This is a genomic window from Streptomyces lydicamycinicus, assembly GCF_000829715.2.
Classification (GTDB): Bacteria; Actinomycetota; Actinomycetes; order Streptomycetales; family Streptomycetaceae; genus Streptomyces; species Streptomyces lydicamycinicus.
Genome location: NZ_BBNO01000004.1, coordinates 349,348 through 366,220 on the forward strand (window position 1 = coordinate 349,348; position 16,873 = coordinate 366,220).

Annotated in this window: 20 protein-coding genes and 1 pseudogene; 5 read left to right on the forward strand and 16 right to left on the reverse strand. The window is 67.1% G+C overall.

Going from position 1 to position 16,873, the window contains the following annotated elements:
• Positions 1-3: 3 nt before the first annotated feature.
• The 5 genes and pseudogenes from TU31_RS14835 to TU31_RS14850 form a co-directional block, all read right to left on the reverse strand.
• The gene (locus TU31_RS14835) at positions 4-930 is read right to left on the reverse strand and encodes an endonuclease/exonuclease/phosphatase family protein (protein ID WP_042154497.1); all 927 of its coding nucleotides are present in this window, start codon (positions 928-930) and stop codon (positions 4-6) included.
• Between the two features lie 60 nt (positions 931-990).
• Entirely contained in the window at positions 991-1,212 is a 222-nt protein-coding gene (locus tag TU31_RS39725) for a hypothetical protein (protein WP_245698548.1), read from the reverse strand.
• Positions 1,213-1,673: 461 nt separating this feature from the next.
• Positions 1,674-1,874, reverse strand: a pseudogene (locus TU31_RS40250) (DUF5999 family protein); the annotation flags it as partial.
• Between the two features lie 337 nt (positions 1,875-2,211).
• On the reverse strand, positions 2,212-2,415 hold the full coding sequence (locus TU31_RS38605; RefSeq protein WP_158894485.1) for a hypothetical protein: 204 nt from the start codon (positions 2,413-2,415) through the stop codon (positions 2,212-2,214).
• Positions 2,416-2,488: 73 nt separating this feature from the next.
• Positions 2,489-2,704 carry a hypothetical protein gene (locus TU31_RS14850; RefSeq protein ID WP_042154503.1) on the reverse strand — a complete coding sequence of 72 codons (216 nt, stop codon included), beginning with the start codon at positions 2,702-2,704 and terminating at the stop codon, positions 2,489-2,491.
• A 378-nt stretch (positions 2,705-3,082) separates the two neighbouring features.
• On the opposite strand from TU31_RS14850, the gene TU31_RS14855 reads away from it, so the two are divergent.
• Together TU31_RS14855 and TU31_RS14860 are read left to right on the forward strand one after the other, a co-directional pair.
• Positions 3,083-3,979, forward strand: coding sequence for a helix-turn-helix domain-containing protein (locus TU31_RS14855; RefSeq protein ID WP_042154505.1), 897 nt, complete (start codon positions 3,083-3,085; stop codon positions 3,977-3,979).
• 7 nt (positions 3,980-3,986) lie between these two features.
• Positions 3,987-4,205, forward strand: coding sequence for a DUF397 domain-containing protein (locus tag TU31_RS14860; protein ID WP_177164684.1), 219 nt, complete (start codon positions 3,987-3,989; stop codon positions 4,203-4,205).
• An 86-nt stretch (positions 4,206-4,291) separates the two neighbouring features.
• Here the strand turns inward: TU31_RS14860 and TU31_RS14865 are convergent, their stop codons facing one another.
• From TU31_RS14865 to TU31_RS14895, 8 genes are all read right to left on the reverse strand, one after another.
• Positions 4,292-5,164 (reverse strand): hypothetical protein, encoded by an 873-nt coding sequence (locus tag TU31_RS14865; RefSeq protein ID WP_245698550.1) that lies wholly within the window; start codon positions 5,162-5,164, stop codon positions 4,292-4,294.
• 7 nt (positions 5,165-5,171) lie between these two features.
• Positions 5,172-5,498, reverse strand: a complete 327-nt coding sequence (locus tag TU31_RS14870; RefSeq protein ID WP_042154506.1) for a hypothetical protein — start codon at positions 5,496-5,498, stop codon at positions 5,172-5,174.
• Between the two features lie 71 nt (positions 5,499-5,569).
• Positions 5,570-5,863 carry a hypothetical protein gene (locus TU31_RS14875; protein ID WP_042154508.1) on the reverse strand — a complete coding sequence of 98 codons (294 nt, stop codon included), beginning with the start codon at positions 5,861-5,863 and terminating at the stop codon, positions 5,570-5,572.
• Entirely contained in the window at positions 5,863-6,918 is a 1,056-nt protein-coding gene (locus TU31_RS14880; RefSeq protein WP_042154510.1) for a major capsid protein, read from the reverse strand. The genes TU31_RS14875 and TU31_RS14880 overlap by 1 nt, the downstream gene beginning before the upstream one ends.
• Positions 6,919-6,931: 13 nt before the next feature.
• Entirely contained in the window at positions 6,932-7,351 is a 420-nt protein-coding gene (locus TU31_RS14885) for a K structural protein (RefSeq protein WP_052718947.1), read from the reverse strand.
• A 149-nt stretch (positions 7,352-7,500) separates the two neighbouring features.
• Positions 7,501-8,190 (reverse strand): hypothetical protein, encoded by a 690-nt coding sequence (locus TU31_RS14890; RefSeq protein WP_158894487.1) that lies wholly within the window; start codon positions 8,188-8,190, stop codon positions 7,501-7,503.
• Positions 8,191-8,330: 140 nt separating this feature from the next.
• The gene (locus tag TU31_RS38610; protein ID WP_158894489.1) at positions 8,331-9,305 is read right to left on the reverse strand and encodes a hypothetical protein; all 975 of its coding nucleotides are present in this window, start codon (positions 9,303-9,305) and stop codon (positions 8,331-8,333) included.
• A 51-nt stretch (positions 9,306-9,356) separates the two neighbouring features.
• A complete protein-coding gene (locus TU31_RS14895; RefSeq protein WP_042154514.1) occupies positions 9,357-11,189 on the reverse strand; it encodes a hypothetical protein in 1,833 nt (610 codons plus the stop codon).
• 236 nt (positions 11,190-11,425) lie between these two features.
• Here TU31_RS14895 and TU31_RS14900 point away from each other — a divergent pair, with 236 nt between their 5' ends.
• Positions 11,426-12,331 carry an SRA domain-containing endonuclease gene (locus TU31_RS14900; protein ID WP_052718948.1) on the forward strand — a complete coding sequence of 302 codons (906 nt, stop codon included), beginning with the start codon at positions 11,426-11,428 and terminating at the stop codon, positions 12,329-12,331.
• A gap of 125 nt (positions 12,332-12,456) precedes the next feature.
• Positions 12,457-12,633: a hypothetical protein gene (locus tag TU31_RS39160; protein WP_181018605.1), complete on the forward strand. Its 177-nt coding sequence runs from the start codon at positions 12,457-12,459 to the stop codon at positions 12,631-12,633.
• Positions 12,634-13,638: 1,005 nt separating this feature from the next.
• Here TU31_RS39160 and TU31_RS14910 read toward each other — a convergent pair.
• On the reverse strand, positions 13,639-15,177 hold the full coding sequence (locus TU31_RS14910; RefSeq protein WP_042154518.1) for a terminase large subunit domain-containing protein: 1,539 nt from the start codon (positions 15,175-15,177) through the stop codon (positions 13,639-13,641).
• Positions 15,174-15,710 (reverse strand): hypothetical protein, encoded by a 537-nt coding sequence (locus TU31_RS14915; RefSeq protein ID WP_042154520.1) that lies wholly within the window; start codon positions 15,708-15,710, stop codon positions 15,174-15,176. Before TU31_RS14915 ends, TU31_RS14910 begins: the two co-directional genes overlap by 4 nt.
• Positions 15,711-16,143: 433 nt before the next feature.
• On the opposite strand from TU31_RS14915, the gene TU31_RS39165 reads away from it, so the two are divergent.
• Positions 16,144-16,308, forward strand: coding sequence for a hypothetical protein (locus tag TU31_RS39165; protein WP_181018606.1), 165 nt, complete (start codon positions 16,144-16,146; stop codon positions 16,306-16,308).
• A gap of 39 nt (positions 16,309-16,347) precedes the next feature.
• Here TU31_RS39165 and TU31_RS38615 read toward each other — a convergent pair whose 3' ends face one another.
• Positions 16,348-16,860, reverse strand: a complete 513-nt coding sequence (locus TU31_RS38615) for a hypothetical protein (protein WP_158894491.1) — start codon at positions 16,858-16,860, stop codon at positions 16,348-16,350.
• Positions 16,861-16,873 lie beyond the last annotated feature (13 nt).

Genomic DNA, 16,873 nt, shown 5'->3' on the forward strand with positions numbered 1-16,873 from the left:
GAGTTAGGCAGCCGTGGCGGCGCTGGGTGCCAGTGCGCGGCGCACACCGGAGAGGCTGAAGGTGGCCACGACAGGACAGTGATCGGACGCTTCACGGATCTCGTCGTTGACGATGACCTCCAGGCTCGTCAGGGCCTGGGCGACCTGCGGCGTGGCGTAGATCCGGTCGATGCGCTGCATCTCGCCTTGGTCCCTGCGCCACAGGGACGCGGTCGGAGAGAGCGCGCCGGGCTGGCGCAGCCGCGTTGCGGCGTACTGCCCCAACTCGACGAACACCGGAGGTCGGCCGTGGTGTGTACCGGCGAGGATGTGATCCGGGCGCGTGTCGGAAACGCGCTGCCCATCCCGGTCGACCGTGCGGTGCTCGAAGTGACTGCGATCCTCCACCTCGTCCCAGTCCGGGAGGAAGGCCGCCTCATCCTCACTGTGCGGATAGGAGTTGCAGTCGCCACCGATGATCGCCGCCATCCCGGGCTTGCCCAGGGTGGTCAACCGCCGCGCCTCGTTGACTCGCCGGTCGGGGTCGAAGGAGCAGAGGTGGAACGACGCGAGACTCAGCTTTGTCTGGGCACCCTTCAGCCGCACGACAGGGTTGCAGATGGGATGCCACATGCCGGTCGCGTGCTCGTAGAACTCGGTCGGCTCGCACAGGCCCGGATCGGTGTAGACGCCAGTCGCGTTCGCGGACTCCGGTGTGGCGCTGGCGAGGAACGCGGCGTGGCCTCCCAGACGAGCGGCCTCAGCCCACACCGCGCGCCTGCCGTACATGTCCGCGCGGGTCAGCTCCTGGCGCAGCAGCACATGGGGGTTGAGAGCAGCAAGGACCTCCATGGCGAGATGCCAGCGTTCGTCCGAGCCATCACGGCCGGTGCCGTTGTGCTCGACATTCCACGAGACCACGCGGAAGGCATCGTCATCGGACTTACTCAAGGAGTCCCCCTCAAGGTGGATTGATGAAGGCGGTCAGCAAGCAAGGCGGAGGAAGCGAGGTCAAGAGCGAGCAGCCGCGACCTCCCGTTCGAGATCGACGACAGTGACACCGCGCAGCTCGCGTACGAGTTGAGACGCCAGGAACCACGGCCTGAGCAGACGCTCCTTGTACGACAAGGGCCGATCCGCTTCCTCGTCGCTGACCTTCACGGGCACGGGCCGCATGTCGGGGCCGGTGGTGTAGAGAGTGCCGACCACTCCGTACAGACGCGGTACGCGCACCCGAATCACCACAGCCCCGGCCCTCACCAAGTGGCCACACTGCTCGACCGCAACCACAGCGCAATCAAGGCAGAGAGGCGGCTGCCAGGTAAGGGCGCCCTCTGGCCAATCCGACTTCACGGAATCATCTGGCCTCGTTGCCAGGAACAGGTAGCCGCTGGCGGTCCGGCTGGCCGGCTGGACGACGCACACCTGGCACCGGAGCCCCTGCATCGCCTCCCGCTGCCGAGACGGATGGACCTCCCGCCATCGCGGAGAGCCGACGGGCCAGCCGTCCTCGCGATTCTGGGAGCACCGGGCCCAGAGGACCCCTTGATCGTCCCGATCCCTGGGGCCCTCGTCCAGGTAACAGAGCCCTCCGCCACCGGGGCGAAGGCCGAGCATCGCGGCCGAGTCCGGATCCTCGCCCCGCCGAGCGGTGACGTAGGGGACGACGGAAGACCACGGCATCAGAGGAGTAGTCATGCCGCAGCCCGCGCATCGATCGAGAGCGAACGATGCGGCTGGATGATCCGGCCGTCCGGCAGCAGCTCACCGGTGTCCTCGAAGAGCAGGACACCGTTACACAGCAGGCTCCAGCCCTGCTCAGGGTGGCAGGCCACGGGATGTGCTGCCTCCCGGTCAGTGGCCTCCGCGGCGGGGCAGGCGGGGCGGTGCTGACAACGTGGGTACGCGTCCGGCTTACGGAATGCCGGTGGCGTGGCGCGTTTTGAGCTGGCTCGCACGGCAAGTTGGCCTTTCATCGCTGGGCTGACAGCACTGGGCGTGGCTACCGGCCGCCGCTCTCCGCGTAAGGAGCGGCGGCCGGGGCCCGGCTCCCTGCGCCGACGGGGACGGCGTACCCACCAGGGAGCGGGCCGCTTCCTCCGCTCTGACCATCCCGGGACCAGGCCGTGCCCGTGTCGGCGAGCGCAGCGGTCGCTACGGGAGGCGGAGGAAGCCATCTGCGGTCATCTCGGCGCGGGGACAGCGATCCGGCCGCGCGGAGATGACCTGTTCTTAGGGGCCGAGGTGAACGACGTACTGGTAGGTGAGCCAGCCGACGACACCGATGGTGAAGGAACCGATCACGGCGGCCTGGCCGAGGCCGAATCCAGTGCTGCCGATCGCCTTGTCGTGGTTACGAAGGAGCGTCTGGTAGGGGTGCCTGATCGCCCAGCGCAGGCGCGGCAATCGGCGTTTCCTTCGGTGCGCGGCACTCATGATCGCCTCCCCCACTTCGAGCCGAAGAGTGCGAGGAGTCCGAACACGGCCACAACGCCTAAGCCGATGGACGTCACGACACTCGCTCCTCGCTGGTGAGGACGCGGTGCAGGCGGCGCCAGGTCCGGGGAGCGTCCGGGACGTGGAAGAAGTCGGGTGCGCGCTCCTCCAGCTCGTGTCGCGCGTCGAGCTGTTCCATCGCCTGCTGAGGCGTACGGACCGGCAAGGGTACGTACGCGGTGTCCGGCTGAATGATCCGGGACGTGGTATCGCGGCGTCCCTCAAGCATGGGTTGCCTCCACGGTGTTGGTTTGATGTGCCGGCTGCCAGTCGCATGGCACGTGGGTGAGGAATCGGAGCCGGAGCGCAGCCGCGCTCATCGGACAGGGACGGATCTTCTTCTCCGCCACCCACGCGAACCGCACTGCACGGCGCGCTCCGGCCGCCGGCGCGGGCTCGCCTCCCCCAGGAGATCGCCCCCCGCCGACACAACTACGTTGGCGCTTATGCGGGTTCATCGGCAACCGAATCTGCGGTGAATATTCAACTGAAGACACATTGGTATATGCCGAGATCCGCACAAGGGGCTGCGGGGCCCGCACACGGGATGCCACACTCTGCGCACACCAGCAGGTGATCCGCACAGCGGTATGGGGAGGGCGCACAAGTGGCAGCGAAGCGTGGGGCAACCGGACGACGTCTGGAACTCGGGCTCCAGCTCCGGCAGATGCGGGAAAGCATCGTCATGAAGACCGGCAAGCCGATGACGCGCAAGGCCGCCGTCACCGGCACAAAGCTCTCCGAGGCCGCGCTACAGCGCATCGAGACAGGCGCCCTGAACTTCCGGAACGTCGGTGACCTACGCAAGTTGCTGGACAAGTACGGCGTCACGGACGAGGAGGTCATCGAGACCCTTGTCGAACTGAACCGCGACTCGTCGAACCAGGACTGGGTGACCCGCTACCGCAGAGTCATGCAGGCCGGTATGCCGACCTTCGTGGGAGTCGAGTCGGAGGCGCGGGAGATCCGCGTGTACCAACCGACGGCAGTCCATGGCCTGTTGCAGACCGAGGGTTATGCTCAGGCCATATTCGACATCGGGAAGCCGGTCGAGGAGACCACCACGGAGTTCTGCCGCCAGAACGTCGCACTTCGCATGGAGCGCAAGGAGAGGGTCCTACGGCGAGAGCCCGATCCGGTCAAGCTGTGGGTGATCCTGGGTGAGGCGGCGCTGCGCCACATCGTTGGGGACGTAGAGGTGATGCGTGAGCAGTACGAAGAGATCACGAAGCTGGCTGCACTCGATCATGTAGCGATTCAAGTGCTCCCCCTCGCCGGCCGGGGCTACCGCGCATCCCACGACTTCGCCATCCTCGACCTTGGCGATGGTCTGCCACCGATGGTGCAGATCGACACCGCCTGGGGTGCCGTCTCGACCTCCGACAAGCCACGCGAGGTCGATAGGTTCAAGCGCCGATTCGACACGATGATGTCCTCGGCGCTCCCGCCAGAGGACACCGCCGAGTTCATGCAACGACTAGACCGAGAGTTGAAGAGCCATTAACACTCACATGCACCACCCCACGGCCCCTGAACTGGCGCCCGAGAGCGCCTGGTACAAGTCGTCGTACAGCAGCGGCGACACGGGCAACTGCATCGAGATTGTCAACCTGAGCAGTCAGATCGGCATCCGCGACTCCAAAGACACGAGCGGACCGGCGCTCGTCGTGTCGACTGCCGCGTGGTCGTCGTTCGTAGACCTCGTGCGTTCAGGTGATGTCGACCTGTAGTCATGGCACGGAGTGGTCCTCCCCAGGGGATTTGGGGAGGACCACTCCGCGTCTGCGCTTCACCTGACGTACGGGTCCGACAATCGTCAGGTCGCAGGTGGAGCGTACGCATGTTCTGACCTCTTGTCCCCATCGCTGCGCTGCCGCGGTAGCTGGACATCCGGCCTGGGGCCGAAGGCCCGTCGACAGCGGGGATGCGAGATGGGCCACTCTGCTGCGTCCTCGACGGCGCGGAGCGTTCCGGCCGCCTTATCCGCGTCCTGGTGAGAAGTCCACCCGCAGTCGGAGCCGTCGAAGACCTCAACGAAGCTGACACCGGCCTGACGAGACCTGTTGAGGGTGCCCGCGTTATAGGCGACGGCCGACTTCGCGAGCGTGGCGGCCTCGGCCCATGCCCGCACCGGGACGCGGGCTCCGTTGCGGTAGATGACGTGCGTCAGCTTGTGCTTCGCGGCGAGCCGGTTCGCGAGGTTCTTCGCGGCCCGCTTCGCGGTCATGTTGCCCGCTGCCAGCAGTGGCACTTCGCGGCGAGCAGCCTGCCGCACTGCCCGGTAGAACTGGCTGGCCATCCGTTCGGCTTCCTCGGAGCGGCGCAGGAAGTCGGCGTAGGAGTCTGCTGCGAGCGACTGCAGTGCGTCACGGTGGAACGTGGTCCAGGTGAAGGTCACGCCCAGGGCCTCGGCAGCCGTCCGCCCGCCCTCTTCGTACAGATGAGGGAGCTGCCGCTGTACGAACTGCCGGGCCTCTTGATCCACGCGCTGCCGGAAGTCCCTGATCGCCTGCTTGAACTCCTCCAGAGTCGCCAGGGTGTAGGGAGTACGCGGATTGTCCGCGAACTTGGCGATCACCTCCCGCTGTTTGGCCTCCAGGCGCTGCCAGGCGTCCTCGAGTACGGCTGCGACGCGGCGCGCGATCTCATCGGGGTCGCCGGGTATCAGTGGCGGCCACTCGTACGGCATAGCCGCTCTACCTTGTACGCCGAGACGGCAGGAGCGGCGCGGTGACCAGGTCGGCGCTGGCCTCTCCTGCCGCCGGATCATCCGGGGCGACGAGTTCAGTGAGGCCCGTGATCTGGCGCTCCAGTCCGGCAAGGTTGTTGCTCTGATCGATAGTGACCACGCCGTCAACGGTCATGCGCAGCGGTTCAGCGAGCAGCTTGGCACGGCGTTCGGCAAGAACCTCTGCGGCGACCGCGCGGGCTCGTCCGAGTCGGGCGTAGCGGGCGGCGAGGTCTTGTTCGTCCGTGGCGGTGCCGAGCTGCGCCCGGAGCCAGGCGAGGAGGATCGGGTCCATCAGTGCTCCTGGATGGCCGTGGCCCGCCCCCACCAAGGCGGGGCGGGGACGGGCTGAGGTGTCGTGTGCTCTTACTCGTCGGCGTCGGCGGCCTTCCTGCGCCGCCTCGGTGCCGGCGCCGTCGGTTCGGGCTCGGGCTCGGGCTCGGGCGGCGCGGTAAAGCCGAAGGGCTTCTGCTCGTCCTTCTTCGGCTCGTCCGGCTCGGACTCCTCCGGGCCGGGCGACGGCTCGTCGTTCTCCCAGGCATCCGGATTGGTGATCTCGGCGGCCAGGTCGTCGTCAGGCTCGTCACCCGGCTCCAGCACGATCCACTCGCGCGAAGTCGGGTGCTGGACGTGGACGGCGGTGGCGAGGCGGCGACCCATCAGATCACCTTGGCCACGATGTGAGCGTCCGGCGTGTGCAGCACGGGCATGCCGACCGCCGCACCCTTGGTCCAGATCTGAACGGGGTCATCCTGAGCGCCGCGGGTGATGATGATGCCCGGACGGTCCTCCTTGGTAATCTCCGGGTTCGTCCCGCGCGAGAGCGCCAGGCCCTCGGCAGTCACACCGAAGATCGTCTGCCCCCACTTCGTACGGTCCGGCGGCAGCATGATCCACCGGTCCTCCGGGAGCACCTTGGTCTGGACACCGTCGACACGCACCTGCCCCTTGTAGAAGGTGATCGGGGGCAGGCCGTAGTTGTCGCGGACCACATTGATCTGCTGCGGGGTGAGCGTCGCGGTCGGAGTGTTCGACGGGTTCACCGAGCCGTAGTAGGCGGCGCGGTAGGCATTGTTTGCGGCGAGGAAGCTGTACGCCTTCCGGCTGGTGACCACCATGTCGGGGAACGGAGCGCCCCGGTCATCGAGGTATTGGATCCACGCCAGCTCGTCCTTGATTGGGTCCGAGGTGGGGTCCGACCACAGCTTGGGCGCGGTCGGCAGGTTGCCCGCCGGCACGCCCCAGTCGACCTCGATCGTCAGGCCGTTCTCCGCGTTGAGCGAGAACCTCCCGTCCACCAGGACGTCGCCCCACGCGAGTTCGACACGGGAGCGGATCGCCTCGACATGCCGCTCGGTGTCGTCGTACAGCAGCTCGATCAGCCGGTCCTCGTCCGCGCCGCGGGACGCCTCCAGCAGCACCTGCTCCTGCTCGCCGACGAGCAGCTTCTGTCCGAGCGGTGGCAGCATGCCCTCGCGGGTGGTCTGCCACGCCTCGCGGGTCGCGAACGGCACGCTGGCGTCGAACGCGCGGTACTTGGCGACGTTGACGTACCGGCCGTTGTCCTTGACCCGCCACTTCACCTCGTCCTGCTCCAGCGTCGGGATGATCCCGCCGTCCTTGGTGAGCAGGTGGTCCTTCTGTGACGGGATGGCGCGGGCGAATGTCGTGAGGTCGCGGGCGGCGACGTTCTTGATCAGGTCCTGAATGGTCATCGTCGGCCGCCTCTCACACGTACCGGATCTGCGGACCGGTCACCGACGGGGTGACCTTGGTGGTGTCGATGCCGCCAGGGACCTTCGCGGCCACGACGACTCCGTGCCACAGCAGTGCGGCAGGGACCTTCGTTGCGGTCGGCGCGAACAGCACCTCGGCGAAGACGTGACCGGCGAGGCTCTGGCGGCCGTCGGTCGCCGTCGGATCGAAGGCTCCGTACAGGCCGCTCGCGGTGATCTTGCCGACGGGTACGCCGGACAGCACCCGGCTATACGGCTGGTTGGTGTCGGCCGACGCGGCGGTGTGCGTGCCGGCGGTCAGCTTCGAGATGTCGAGCGTGATGGTCTCGGTGGAGTCGGTGCCGTGCAGCGCCGCGAGCCAGGCCCGGTCGGCGGTGTACGAGGTCGACGTGGTGATGGGCTGGAGTGTCACAGCCGTCCTCCCGTGGACGTGAAGCGAATCGGATTCGCGCACTCACCTGGTGGTGGCGCCGTCCACGGGAGGAGTGAGGGGCGTGGTCCCCATGTCCGGCTATCCCGCCGGTGGGGTCATGGTGTGCGCCATGACGTCGCTGAACCTGGTCAGTCGGAGGTGATGAAGCCCCGACGCCGAGCCATTTCCAGCCCGGCCGCGCCGGGCTTGGGCGGCACGCCGCCACGGGACGGCGGCCCGCCGGCGGGAGATCCGCCAGGAGCGGGCGGTGTGGTCTCGCGGGTCTGGCCGAACAGCTCCGGTCGCCGCTCCTTCAACTGCTCGGCAGCCGCGGCGACTGCGTCCTCGTCGACATCGGGCTGGTCGTCAAGGGCCCGGTCGATGAGGAGTACTGCGTCGCTGAGGTCGTCTCCGGCTGCGCCAAGTCCGGCGAGAGCCGCACGTCGGATGGCGGCGCGCTCCCTGGCTGCGGCCTGGGCCTCGCGAGCCTCAGCCGCCCTCAGCTTCTCCTCGGCGGCCTGCTCTCGGCGTTCCACCTCCGACAGCGCGGCCTGTTCGGCGTCGCGCTTCGTGGTGATGAACTCGGTCAGCGCCTCGGAGTTGTCGAAGCCGAGATCGCCAAGCAGCTTCTTCACGGCTGCGCGTCCGCCCTGCGTCTTTTCGCGGGCCAGCAGCCGAGACAGATCCTCCTGCGAGACGGCACCGCCCGGTGCCCCACCGTCGCCTTCGGGCTCGTTGGAGTCATTCTCCAGGGAAGCTCCGAGGATCGGGTAGATCGGTCGCCCGTCACGGCGGCGCCCGAGCGGCACAAAGGGGTTAGGGAGCGAAGGGCGCGTCATGCGTGAACCATCCACAGGTCTCCAGCGCCCCCACGCCGATGATCAGTCTAGCGATCTGCTGGACGGGGCTGCTTCCTGATGCACTCGGCAGCGCACGTCGGGCGAAGCCCGTGATACCGGGCTCGAGCGGATGGTTCCCATCACGCTTCCGGAAGAGGAGTAATGGCATGCACGATTGTGGCAGCGTGATCACAAGCGGCCCGAACTTCGGCCCATGTGGGTCGCACCCCCGCATGAGCAGCCCGATTCCTGACGTTGGCGAGTTGCGCGCCAAGCTTGTTCTTGGACACACCTGGATCCGCGCCCAGCTCCGTACAAAGGCTGTGCAGATTCATCAGTCCATTAACACCCTTGATCACCTCATCGATGAATGACGCACCTATGCCCCTGGAGGTGAGTTCGCGAGTGATGTAGCCACCCATCGCCACCTCGACGGCCGTGGCCGCATCAACAACTGCTTTGCGGGGCATGGCCCCAATCTTCGCCTCCACAGCTTCGAGCAGCGTGCGGTGCTCAGGCGGGAGCAACTCCCCATCAGACGCACGTCGCATCGCACCCGCAACTTGGTCTCGATTGAGGGGCCTTGGCCAAACATATACACCGCGTTCCCTCGGCCCGTTGCTAACTACCTCCCCTTGATCGTCCACGACGTGAACAGCGGAAGGGCGGTACGGGTCGAAGTCCTGCATCGGCTCACCACTCCACGCACAGGCCCATTCCTGGAAGATGCGGAACCACGTGAAGAACTTGTTACCGAGATCACGAACAGGCTCTTCCAGCAGGTCCTGTTCATGTTCGAGGATCGGCGAGATGGCTACTGCCTCGACATAGCAGATGCGTTGCGTGCTGCGATACCCCCACGCATCCGTGGAGGTGCGCAGCAGGGCCTTGGGCAGAGCCTCGCCGGTCACGTCAGGCGGAGCGATAAGTCGGTCCAGCCGCCCAAGGCGGTCAGGGGGTGGGGTGAACTGGGCTTCACCTTCGAGGACGGGAAGAGTAACCGTGACTTGGTGTCTTCCGATCGTCACGTCAAAGGCAAGACCCAGCACCTCCACATCAACGGGTACAGGGCGCGGGAACTGAGCTATGCCGGGGTACCGGTGGTGGGACGACATGCACTCGATTATCCGATGCGCAGCCACCGTCAGGCTCAGAGTTCCCTCAACTCACTCACCACGCGCTCCGGCTGGAATCATGGACGTGCTCGGCAGCTCCGGGGCGGGCTCGGGCAGCCCCAGGTATTCACGAACAGCGGCATTGTCTCCGGTGGCGTCGGCGAGTCGCGCAGCAGCATCGAAGGCGCGGGCCTGGATTCGCTCGATCTCCGCCTGAGCGTCATCGATGGGATACCCAGCATCGATCAGCATTCGGACGCCGGTCTCGACGGACAGCACACCGGCGCCCACGCCCTTGACCACCTCGTCGAGAACGGCAGCACGGTCGGTGGGGGTGTGCGGCCCCCACATCAAGCGGGCGGGCAGAGACTCCCCCGCGGGCCAGCCCTCGGCCTGCCCGGCCTGATGCAGTCGCTGGACCATGCGCAGCAGGATGACGTACTTGTGGTTGCGAGCCAGGCGCATAGCCGCGACCAAGGAGTCCAGCGGGCCGAGGGCCAGCTGTAGGGCGTAGCCGGATGGCAGGGCTGTTGGGTCGAGCGTGCCCAGGCCGGCCGCCGTGAGGCGGCTGTTCGCGGCGATCCGGTCGAGGATGTGGTCGACGCGGGCGCGCAGCTCGGCGAGTTGGGCGGAGGTGTCCAGGACGTCCATGCGCCCGTTGTCGTTGAGCTGCCAGACCGTCCCGGCCCTGACCTTAACCGGGAGAGGCTGGCCGGTGGCGCGGTCGATGGGAAGCCGTGCCCCGGCCAGGCCGATGATCGGCGAGCCGGTGGTGGCTGATGCTCCGGAGCTGTCGGTGTCGGTGGCGGACAGCTCGTCCAGGGCCTGGAGGACGGTGGCGACGGTGGGCTTGCCCCAGTGCTCGCCGCTGGCCGGGATGGAGTTGGTGACGTGGACGAGGGGAATGAAGTCCACCATCAGGTCGAGCCGGTCGAGGACTTCACCGTCTGATCGGACCCGGTAGGTGGCCTTGTGCATGGGCAAGTCGTAGAGGAAGTCGGCGTACTTGAGGTCGTCCAACTCCCATTCGGCATCGGTGAGGTAGCACGTCCAAGGGGTCGGACGACCCGGTGCCCACGGGTAGGTGCGGGTGATCACGCCGGCGTCGCCATTGAGAGAGTCGCCCCTGCTGAGGACTGGCTCGCCGTCGTCGGCGTAGATGTACTCGCGCACGGCATTGCCGTTCTTCGCTGTGCCGCGTCGGCTGGCGGGGGCGATCGGGCCCAGTTCGTAGGTGACGCGGCGGAGCCTGGCTTTCAGGCCGCGCCGCTTGTCCTCCGGCAGCTCCCAGGCCAGATGGACACGCATGGGGAACTCGGCGCCATCCTGCTCGCCGTCCTCAGGCCACTCCGGGAAGTACAGGCCCGGATCCCACGTGCGCAGCAGCACGCGGCCCTTCGCCGGCTCCCAGGCAAGGCTGTAAACCGCGTCGCCCAGCAGGATCGCGGTCCGCTCCGCCTGCTGGATGCGCAGGGGCAACAGCTCCTTCTCCGCCCACGCCCTCAAATTGTTCTGTACCGCCAGTGCCATGGCGGCCTCGTCCGTGGGTTCGTCATCAGCATGCTCCGCACCTGCGACCGTGATGGTTTGCTCGGAGCCGAGGAGGTAGCCGAGCGCAGTGTCGACGAGCTTCGAGGCGTCGCCGAGTTCGCGCCGCTCGGTGCCGGCTTCGTCGTCGCCGGTTATCGCGGCGACCTGGCCGGCCTGGTTGGAGTCGTACGCGGCCAGCAGACGGTACGCGGCGAGGCGCCGCAGGTCCTCGTCGGGAACCCAGGATGAGGTCAGCTCCGCCCAGGCGTTGCGTCCCGGTCGGCGTGGATCGGCCATGACTGGCTTGTAGTCCAGCCAGCTCCAGACGTCGGTGATCAGCTCACGCAGGCCCACTGTGCCCCTCCAGGCAGTCGGCCCCGCGCCGCAGGCAACACCCTACGTGCCCGATGCCCACCCCCCAAGGCCGTACATAACGACTCGATAACACCTAGGGCGGGTGCACAGGATCTTTTGCGGGGCTTTCGACGCATAAGCGCAGTTCAAGTAACCGCGTTCTTCAGGTGATGACCCGAGGTCACCCTCTTTCATCACGGTGACTGCGCTAGCCTTCATGGCACGGGAGGTGGACGGTGACCAAGGATGAGCTGAAGGTAGGCGAGGTAGTAGCGCGGCGCGATCTGCACGCGCGCTTCGGCGGTACCCCTCAAGGCGGCATCTCACCGTCGACCCAGTCTCAGATGGTGATGGTCTTCGTCACCGAGCGACCAAGCCCGAATGACATCACGGGGTGGGGGGAGGACGGAACCTTCCACTTCTCGGGCGCCGGCATGCACGGCGACCAGGAGATGACACGGGGGAACCTGGCACTGCTGCGCCATAAGGAGCAGGGCCGCGCGGTGCACCTGTTCCACCAGCTCCGCAGGCATTCAGACGAACCAGGCCGGTTCTATCGCCACCTGGGCCGCTTCGAGGTCGACTCTGAGCAGCCGTACTACATCGCGGACGCACCGGACGCGAACGGCGACCTCCGGACTGTGATCGTCTTCCGGCTACGGCCGGTAGGAGCTACCGTCCCCGAGGGCCCCCGCTTGCCGGTCACTCCGTTGACTGAAACACGCATCACCAAGGCACCCGAGATCACCGTTGCCCGTGTCCGCCGTCAGCCTCAGGAATCCCCGACCGACATCCTCCGACGCTTGACCGGGGACTACGCGAACCACCTGCACGGTCTCGGACGCGAGGTCGTCAGCGCACAGGTACGGGTGAAGGGCGAAACCAGAATTGCCCGCGTCGATCTTCTGGACGCCACCGAGAACAGACTCATCGAGGTGAAACACAACACCACCCGGCAGTCAGTTCGAAGTGCGATCGGCACCCTCATGGACTACCGCCGCTTCTTCCACCCGACCCCCACCCTCACGCTGCTCGTGCCCGCAGCTCCGAGAGAGGACCTGCTCGACCTCTGCGCGTCCCTGTGCATTGAGGTCGTATGGCCGAACTATGGGGGTGAAGGCTTCACGTCGACCCATGACTAACGGCTGAGGCAGTACGCGCACTGCAATGCGCCGCCGCCCCAGCCGCCGTCTGGTTACCACAGGGGTCCTAGTCGCTGTGAGTAACCGTGTGCCCTTGTCCAGCAAAGAACAGGAGCTACTCCATTATGTGCGAAAACAACGCCGTCCCCGAAGTCAGCAACGGCCACGACGCCACCGCGGCCCGAATCTACGGGCTCGCCCTGGTGGCCGGCGCGCTGCTGATCGTCTTCGGGGACACCAGCCCGGTCGAAGCGTCGGGATTCGTGTCCCCGTTCCTGGTCATGTTCGAGCAGCGGCGATAGCTAGCCGGTGGCGGTCGCTCCAGGGGGACGACCGCCACCCTGCCCGAGGCAGATCACGCCGTCGGTTCACACCACGAACTACGGCCTCTTCCCGGCGACCTCAGCCACAGCCTCGTCATAGCCGGGCATGCCCGGCGCCGGGAATGAGGAGCACGCGGAGAGGAAGCCGACTCGGTCGCCTGCGCTCTGCTCGTGCTCACCGAGCTGATCCCATCGGTCGGCACACTCCTTCTCGCTCGGGCTGGAGTAGGAAGGTGCTGCACCGCTGGCGATCTTCTGGCGCTGCATGGCCAGCCCTTCGCGGCGCCCGAGCCGGTACGTCTCGCGTACTCGGTCAAGATGGGCGACGCGCTGCACCTCTTGGCTCGGCTTCTCAGCCTTGGACGAACAGCCCGTGAGGCACGCAGCGGCGATGGCTGCGGTGCACAGGGCTGTGGCCCAACTCCCCCTGATCCCCATGCCCGGAGGCTAGCAGCGCGGCAGCACCCAGTAGTCGTCCACAGCACAAGGCTGATTAGCCGCAGAGTTCGCGAAAGCTGCCACGATACGGAGGTGCAGTGCATAGGGTCGGCTTGCTACTACTGTGGGTCACCCATCCCGCTCGCCCGTTCATGAGTTCGGGCATGTCCTCTACGCCTTAACGGTGAAGGGAGAGTGTGGTGGGAGAGCACGCCAAGCCGAAGCGGAGGCAGCTGACTGGCCGCCGAGTCTGGTTACTCATCCAGATCGCGGTCTGGCTGAGCAGCCACTTCGGCGACCAGTAGCCGGGCTGGGCATCGGCCGTTCTCGACTGGCATCTTGGCGGCCGGTGCCCGCATCTCGCGGGTGGTGCTCACTCCACAGGGGTCACCCCCTGGTGGGGTAGCCCCTGCCGAGCATAGCGGGATGACGCGTAAAACTTGCCTCCTGTGAAGAACACGTACTCACGTGAGTATGTGGCCGTCCACTGCGCGGCTATGGGCCGTTTCTTCATGGGGCCGTTTTACTGTCAGCAGGCCAGCCGATTCAGCGGCGCCCGTCGAAGCGGTCGTCGTCGATGTCGGATGGCAGGGTGTCCAGTTGATCCGGGTCGGCTAGTTCGGTCAGCCCATGCACCGCGGCGTCCATCCGGTCCGGGCTATCCATTCCCTCGACCCAGGTGACCATCTGGTCCTCCAGTTCGCTGTATTCGCCGACGTGGTGGACGAGCTGCTGTTCGTAAAGCTGTGCCACCGGTGCCGCGCGCAGGCGCTTGCCCACCTTGGCAGTGACTTCCAGGATCATCGGCATGAGCAGTCCCTTGGTGACGCCTTCGCGGCGTAGTTGCTCCCATGCCTGCGTGACGATCTGGCGGGCCATGTCCCCGCCGTAGTTCTTCTCCACCACGATGGCGTCGGCCTTGAGTTCGAGGGCGAGTCGGCAGGCGGCAAGGCCCCAGTCGTTGGCGCCCATGGAGCCTGACCGGTCGGCGAGGACGTAGAGCTGCCGGTCGAAGTCCCGGCCCACGCCGATGACGCCGGTCTCGTCGCCGACGGTGGACTCTCCGCCGGCGGGGTCGACTGCCACGACGATGCGCGCCATGTCGATGCCGGAGAACTGGACGGCGTTGATGCGGGCGGTGTCGATCCACCCGCGCTTCCACACGCCTCCCTCGGCCGGGCGGGGCTTTTGCATGTAGAGGGCGCCCCAGACCCGTTCGCCGACACGCTTACGGGTTCGGGCGTGGTGGGCTGCGTCGAATCGCTGGGGCCACAGCGGCTCGCCGGGTGCCCGGCCGAGCGGGTCATCGGGGCTGTCGGCAAGGGCCGGGAGGTCGATGACGCGCCATGCGTCTCGCTCGGTGGCGAGGATGCGCCCGGCGAGATCGTCCTCGTGCCAGCGCGTCTGGATCAGGCAGATGGCTCCGGTGGGTTCGAGTCGGGTCTGTATTACGGAGGTCCACCAGTCCCAGGCGCGTTTGCGCATGGTCGGCGAGTCCGCATCGGCCATGTCCTTGACCGGGTCGTCCACGATGGCGATGTGGGCGCCGCGTCCGGTGAGGCCGCCTCCGATGCCCGCAGCGAGGAGCCCGCCTTCGCCGCCGACGATGTCGAAGCGGTTGGCGGCCTTGCTGCCGGCCGCGAGCTGGATGCCGAGGTCGTCGCCCCAGGTGTAGATGGCGTCCCTGATCCATCGGCCGTGGTCGTCGGCCAGGTCGGCGGAGTAGCTGGCGATCATCATGCGGTGGCCGGGGTTGCGCCTCAGGTACCAGAGCGGAGCCCAGCGGGAGGCGCGTCGGCTCTTGCCGTGCCGCGGGGGCATCGTGAGCATGACCCGGTCGCACCGCCCCTCGGCCATGTCGATGAACGCGCGGTCGATCAGGTCCAGGTGCGGTGCCTGCATCTCTCGCCCGCCGGTGAGGACGGCGGCGAGCGCGCCTGGCGAGCGGTCCATGGCCAACTGACGCTCCGCGCGTGCCAGCTCGGCCCGTAGCGTCGGGGAGGCGGACCGGGCGATGGCACGGCGTTGGGCTGGCGGCAGCGTCTTGTAGTGGGCGATGACGCTCTCGTTGTCCCGGGGCCTCATTCGGCGTCCGGGTCGGTCAGGGCGATCAGCGCGTCGAGTTCGTCGGCGGTGACGTTCTCGATCTGCACCGGCCCGCCGTCGGGGCCGGACAGCTCCGTCCTGACGGGCATGTCGAGGCCGAGCAGGCGGGCGCGCCGCTCCATGATCCGCAGGGTTCGGTCGATGGCCGCGAGATCCTGGTCCCGGACGGCCTTCTTGTAGGCGACGAAGAACAGCCGGTCGAGCCGGTCGGCTTCAAGCTCGCGCAGCTCGTCAACGTCGTCGTTTAGCTCGGCGCGGCGGTCGGCGAGTGCTGTGCGGACGTCCCGGCAGGCGGCGTGGATCAGGGCCTCGTCGGTGGGCGGGTCCTGGTTCTTGCGGTACCGCTCGATGCCGTAGCCCTGGGGGTAGGCGATGCCGTCAGAGTTCGCGGTCGGGTCGGCAGCCAGCTTGCGGGCGATCGTCAGCCAGTCCACGCCGGCGAGTCGTAGGTCGATGGCGTCCGAGCGGCGGCGCGCGATGGCCGCACGCGCGGCTTTGTCGGGGCGTCCCACGGCGGGGTCCTCCACAGCTCGGGTGCGCCCCCGCGCCCGTCACCATGATCGCACTTGGCATCAGTTGCGGGACTCCCCCGTACGCTCTGCTGCAGTTCGCGCGGACTCCCGCCAACTCGCCCCGGATTGGGTACAGTTCTGTACGCAGCGGGGTCTGAGCCATCAGGTCCCCGCTGTCTACGATGACAAGTGCGTTTGCCGGGAGCCTGGAACCGACGTCCCAGGTAGGCCGGGGCTTGCCGCCCAGGCCGTGTTCCGCACAGAGCGATGCTGTAAGGAGAGCCCGTCTCAGGTTGCGCTAGCACCGCACCATCTGAGTTCTGAGCGTCGGCAGGACCTCAGCTGACCACACGCATGTGCGTGGTGGTCGAGCTGAGGTCTGCCTATCGGCCACCTTGGTTCGACCGCCCGACAGGGAATGGGATTTGAACCGGTGGACTCCGCCATCCTGTGGCTTCTTGGCGCCTCGGGTGTACTGGCCGTGGCCTTGTTCGTGATCAAGGGACTCCTCGACCAGGTGCCCGACATCGCCGAGTCTTGGCATCGAGCCAAGCACGCTGTCCGCGGTCAGGACAGGTCCGACGGCGACGATTCGTGATGCCGGGGGCGGGTCGTTGGCACCCCAGCGCCCCGTTCCTCAGATCAGCGACATCTGCTCACCCTCTTCGGGCTTCTGGGGGCGTACATACTCAGGCGGCGCGTCGGGCGCATCGCGCTCGGTGCGCAGCCACCAAGCGAACTGGTAGTTGCGGCAGGTGCGAAAGCGGACCGAGTTCCGACGCGGCTCTTCCGCAGGAATGCTGTGCTCGCCCCATCCAGTGATGGGGCGAGCATTACCGAGGCGCACGTGCAGACCCGGCACAAGGGCGGGCCCCTCCCACTCTTCTCCGGGTGCGCCTTCGAATGCCAGGTGGGCGTTCTGGCTCCAGTTCCAGGGGTTGGGCAGCGCGCACAGGTACCAGGCCAGCGGCGGGTTGTTCGGCGGGAGTTCAACGGTCTGGTGCCGGCGACGGACATCCACTCGGGGACGCTCGGGCTGGCCGAAGCTGCGCAGGCAGTGCTGGTCGAGAGCTACGTGCCGCACGCCGGCCAGCCACATGATGTGGTACCGACTTCGCGATTCAATTTGGACCTGTATTCGCTGCAACACGCGCTCCCCACAC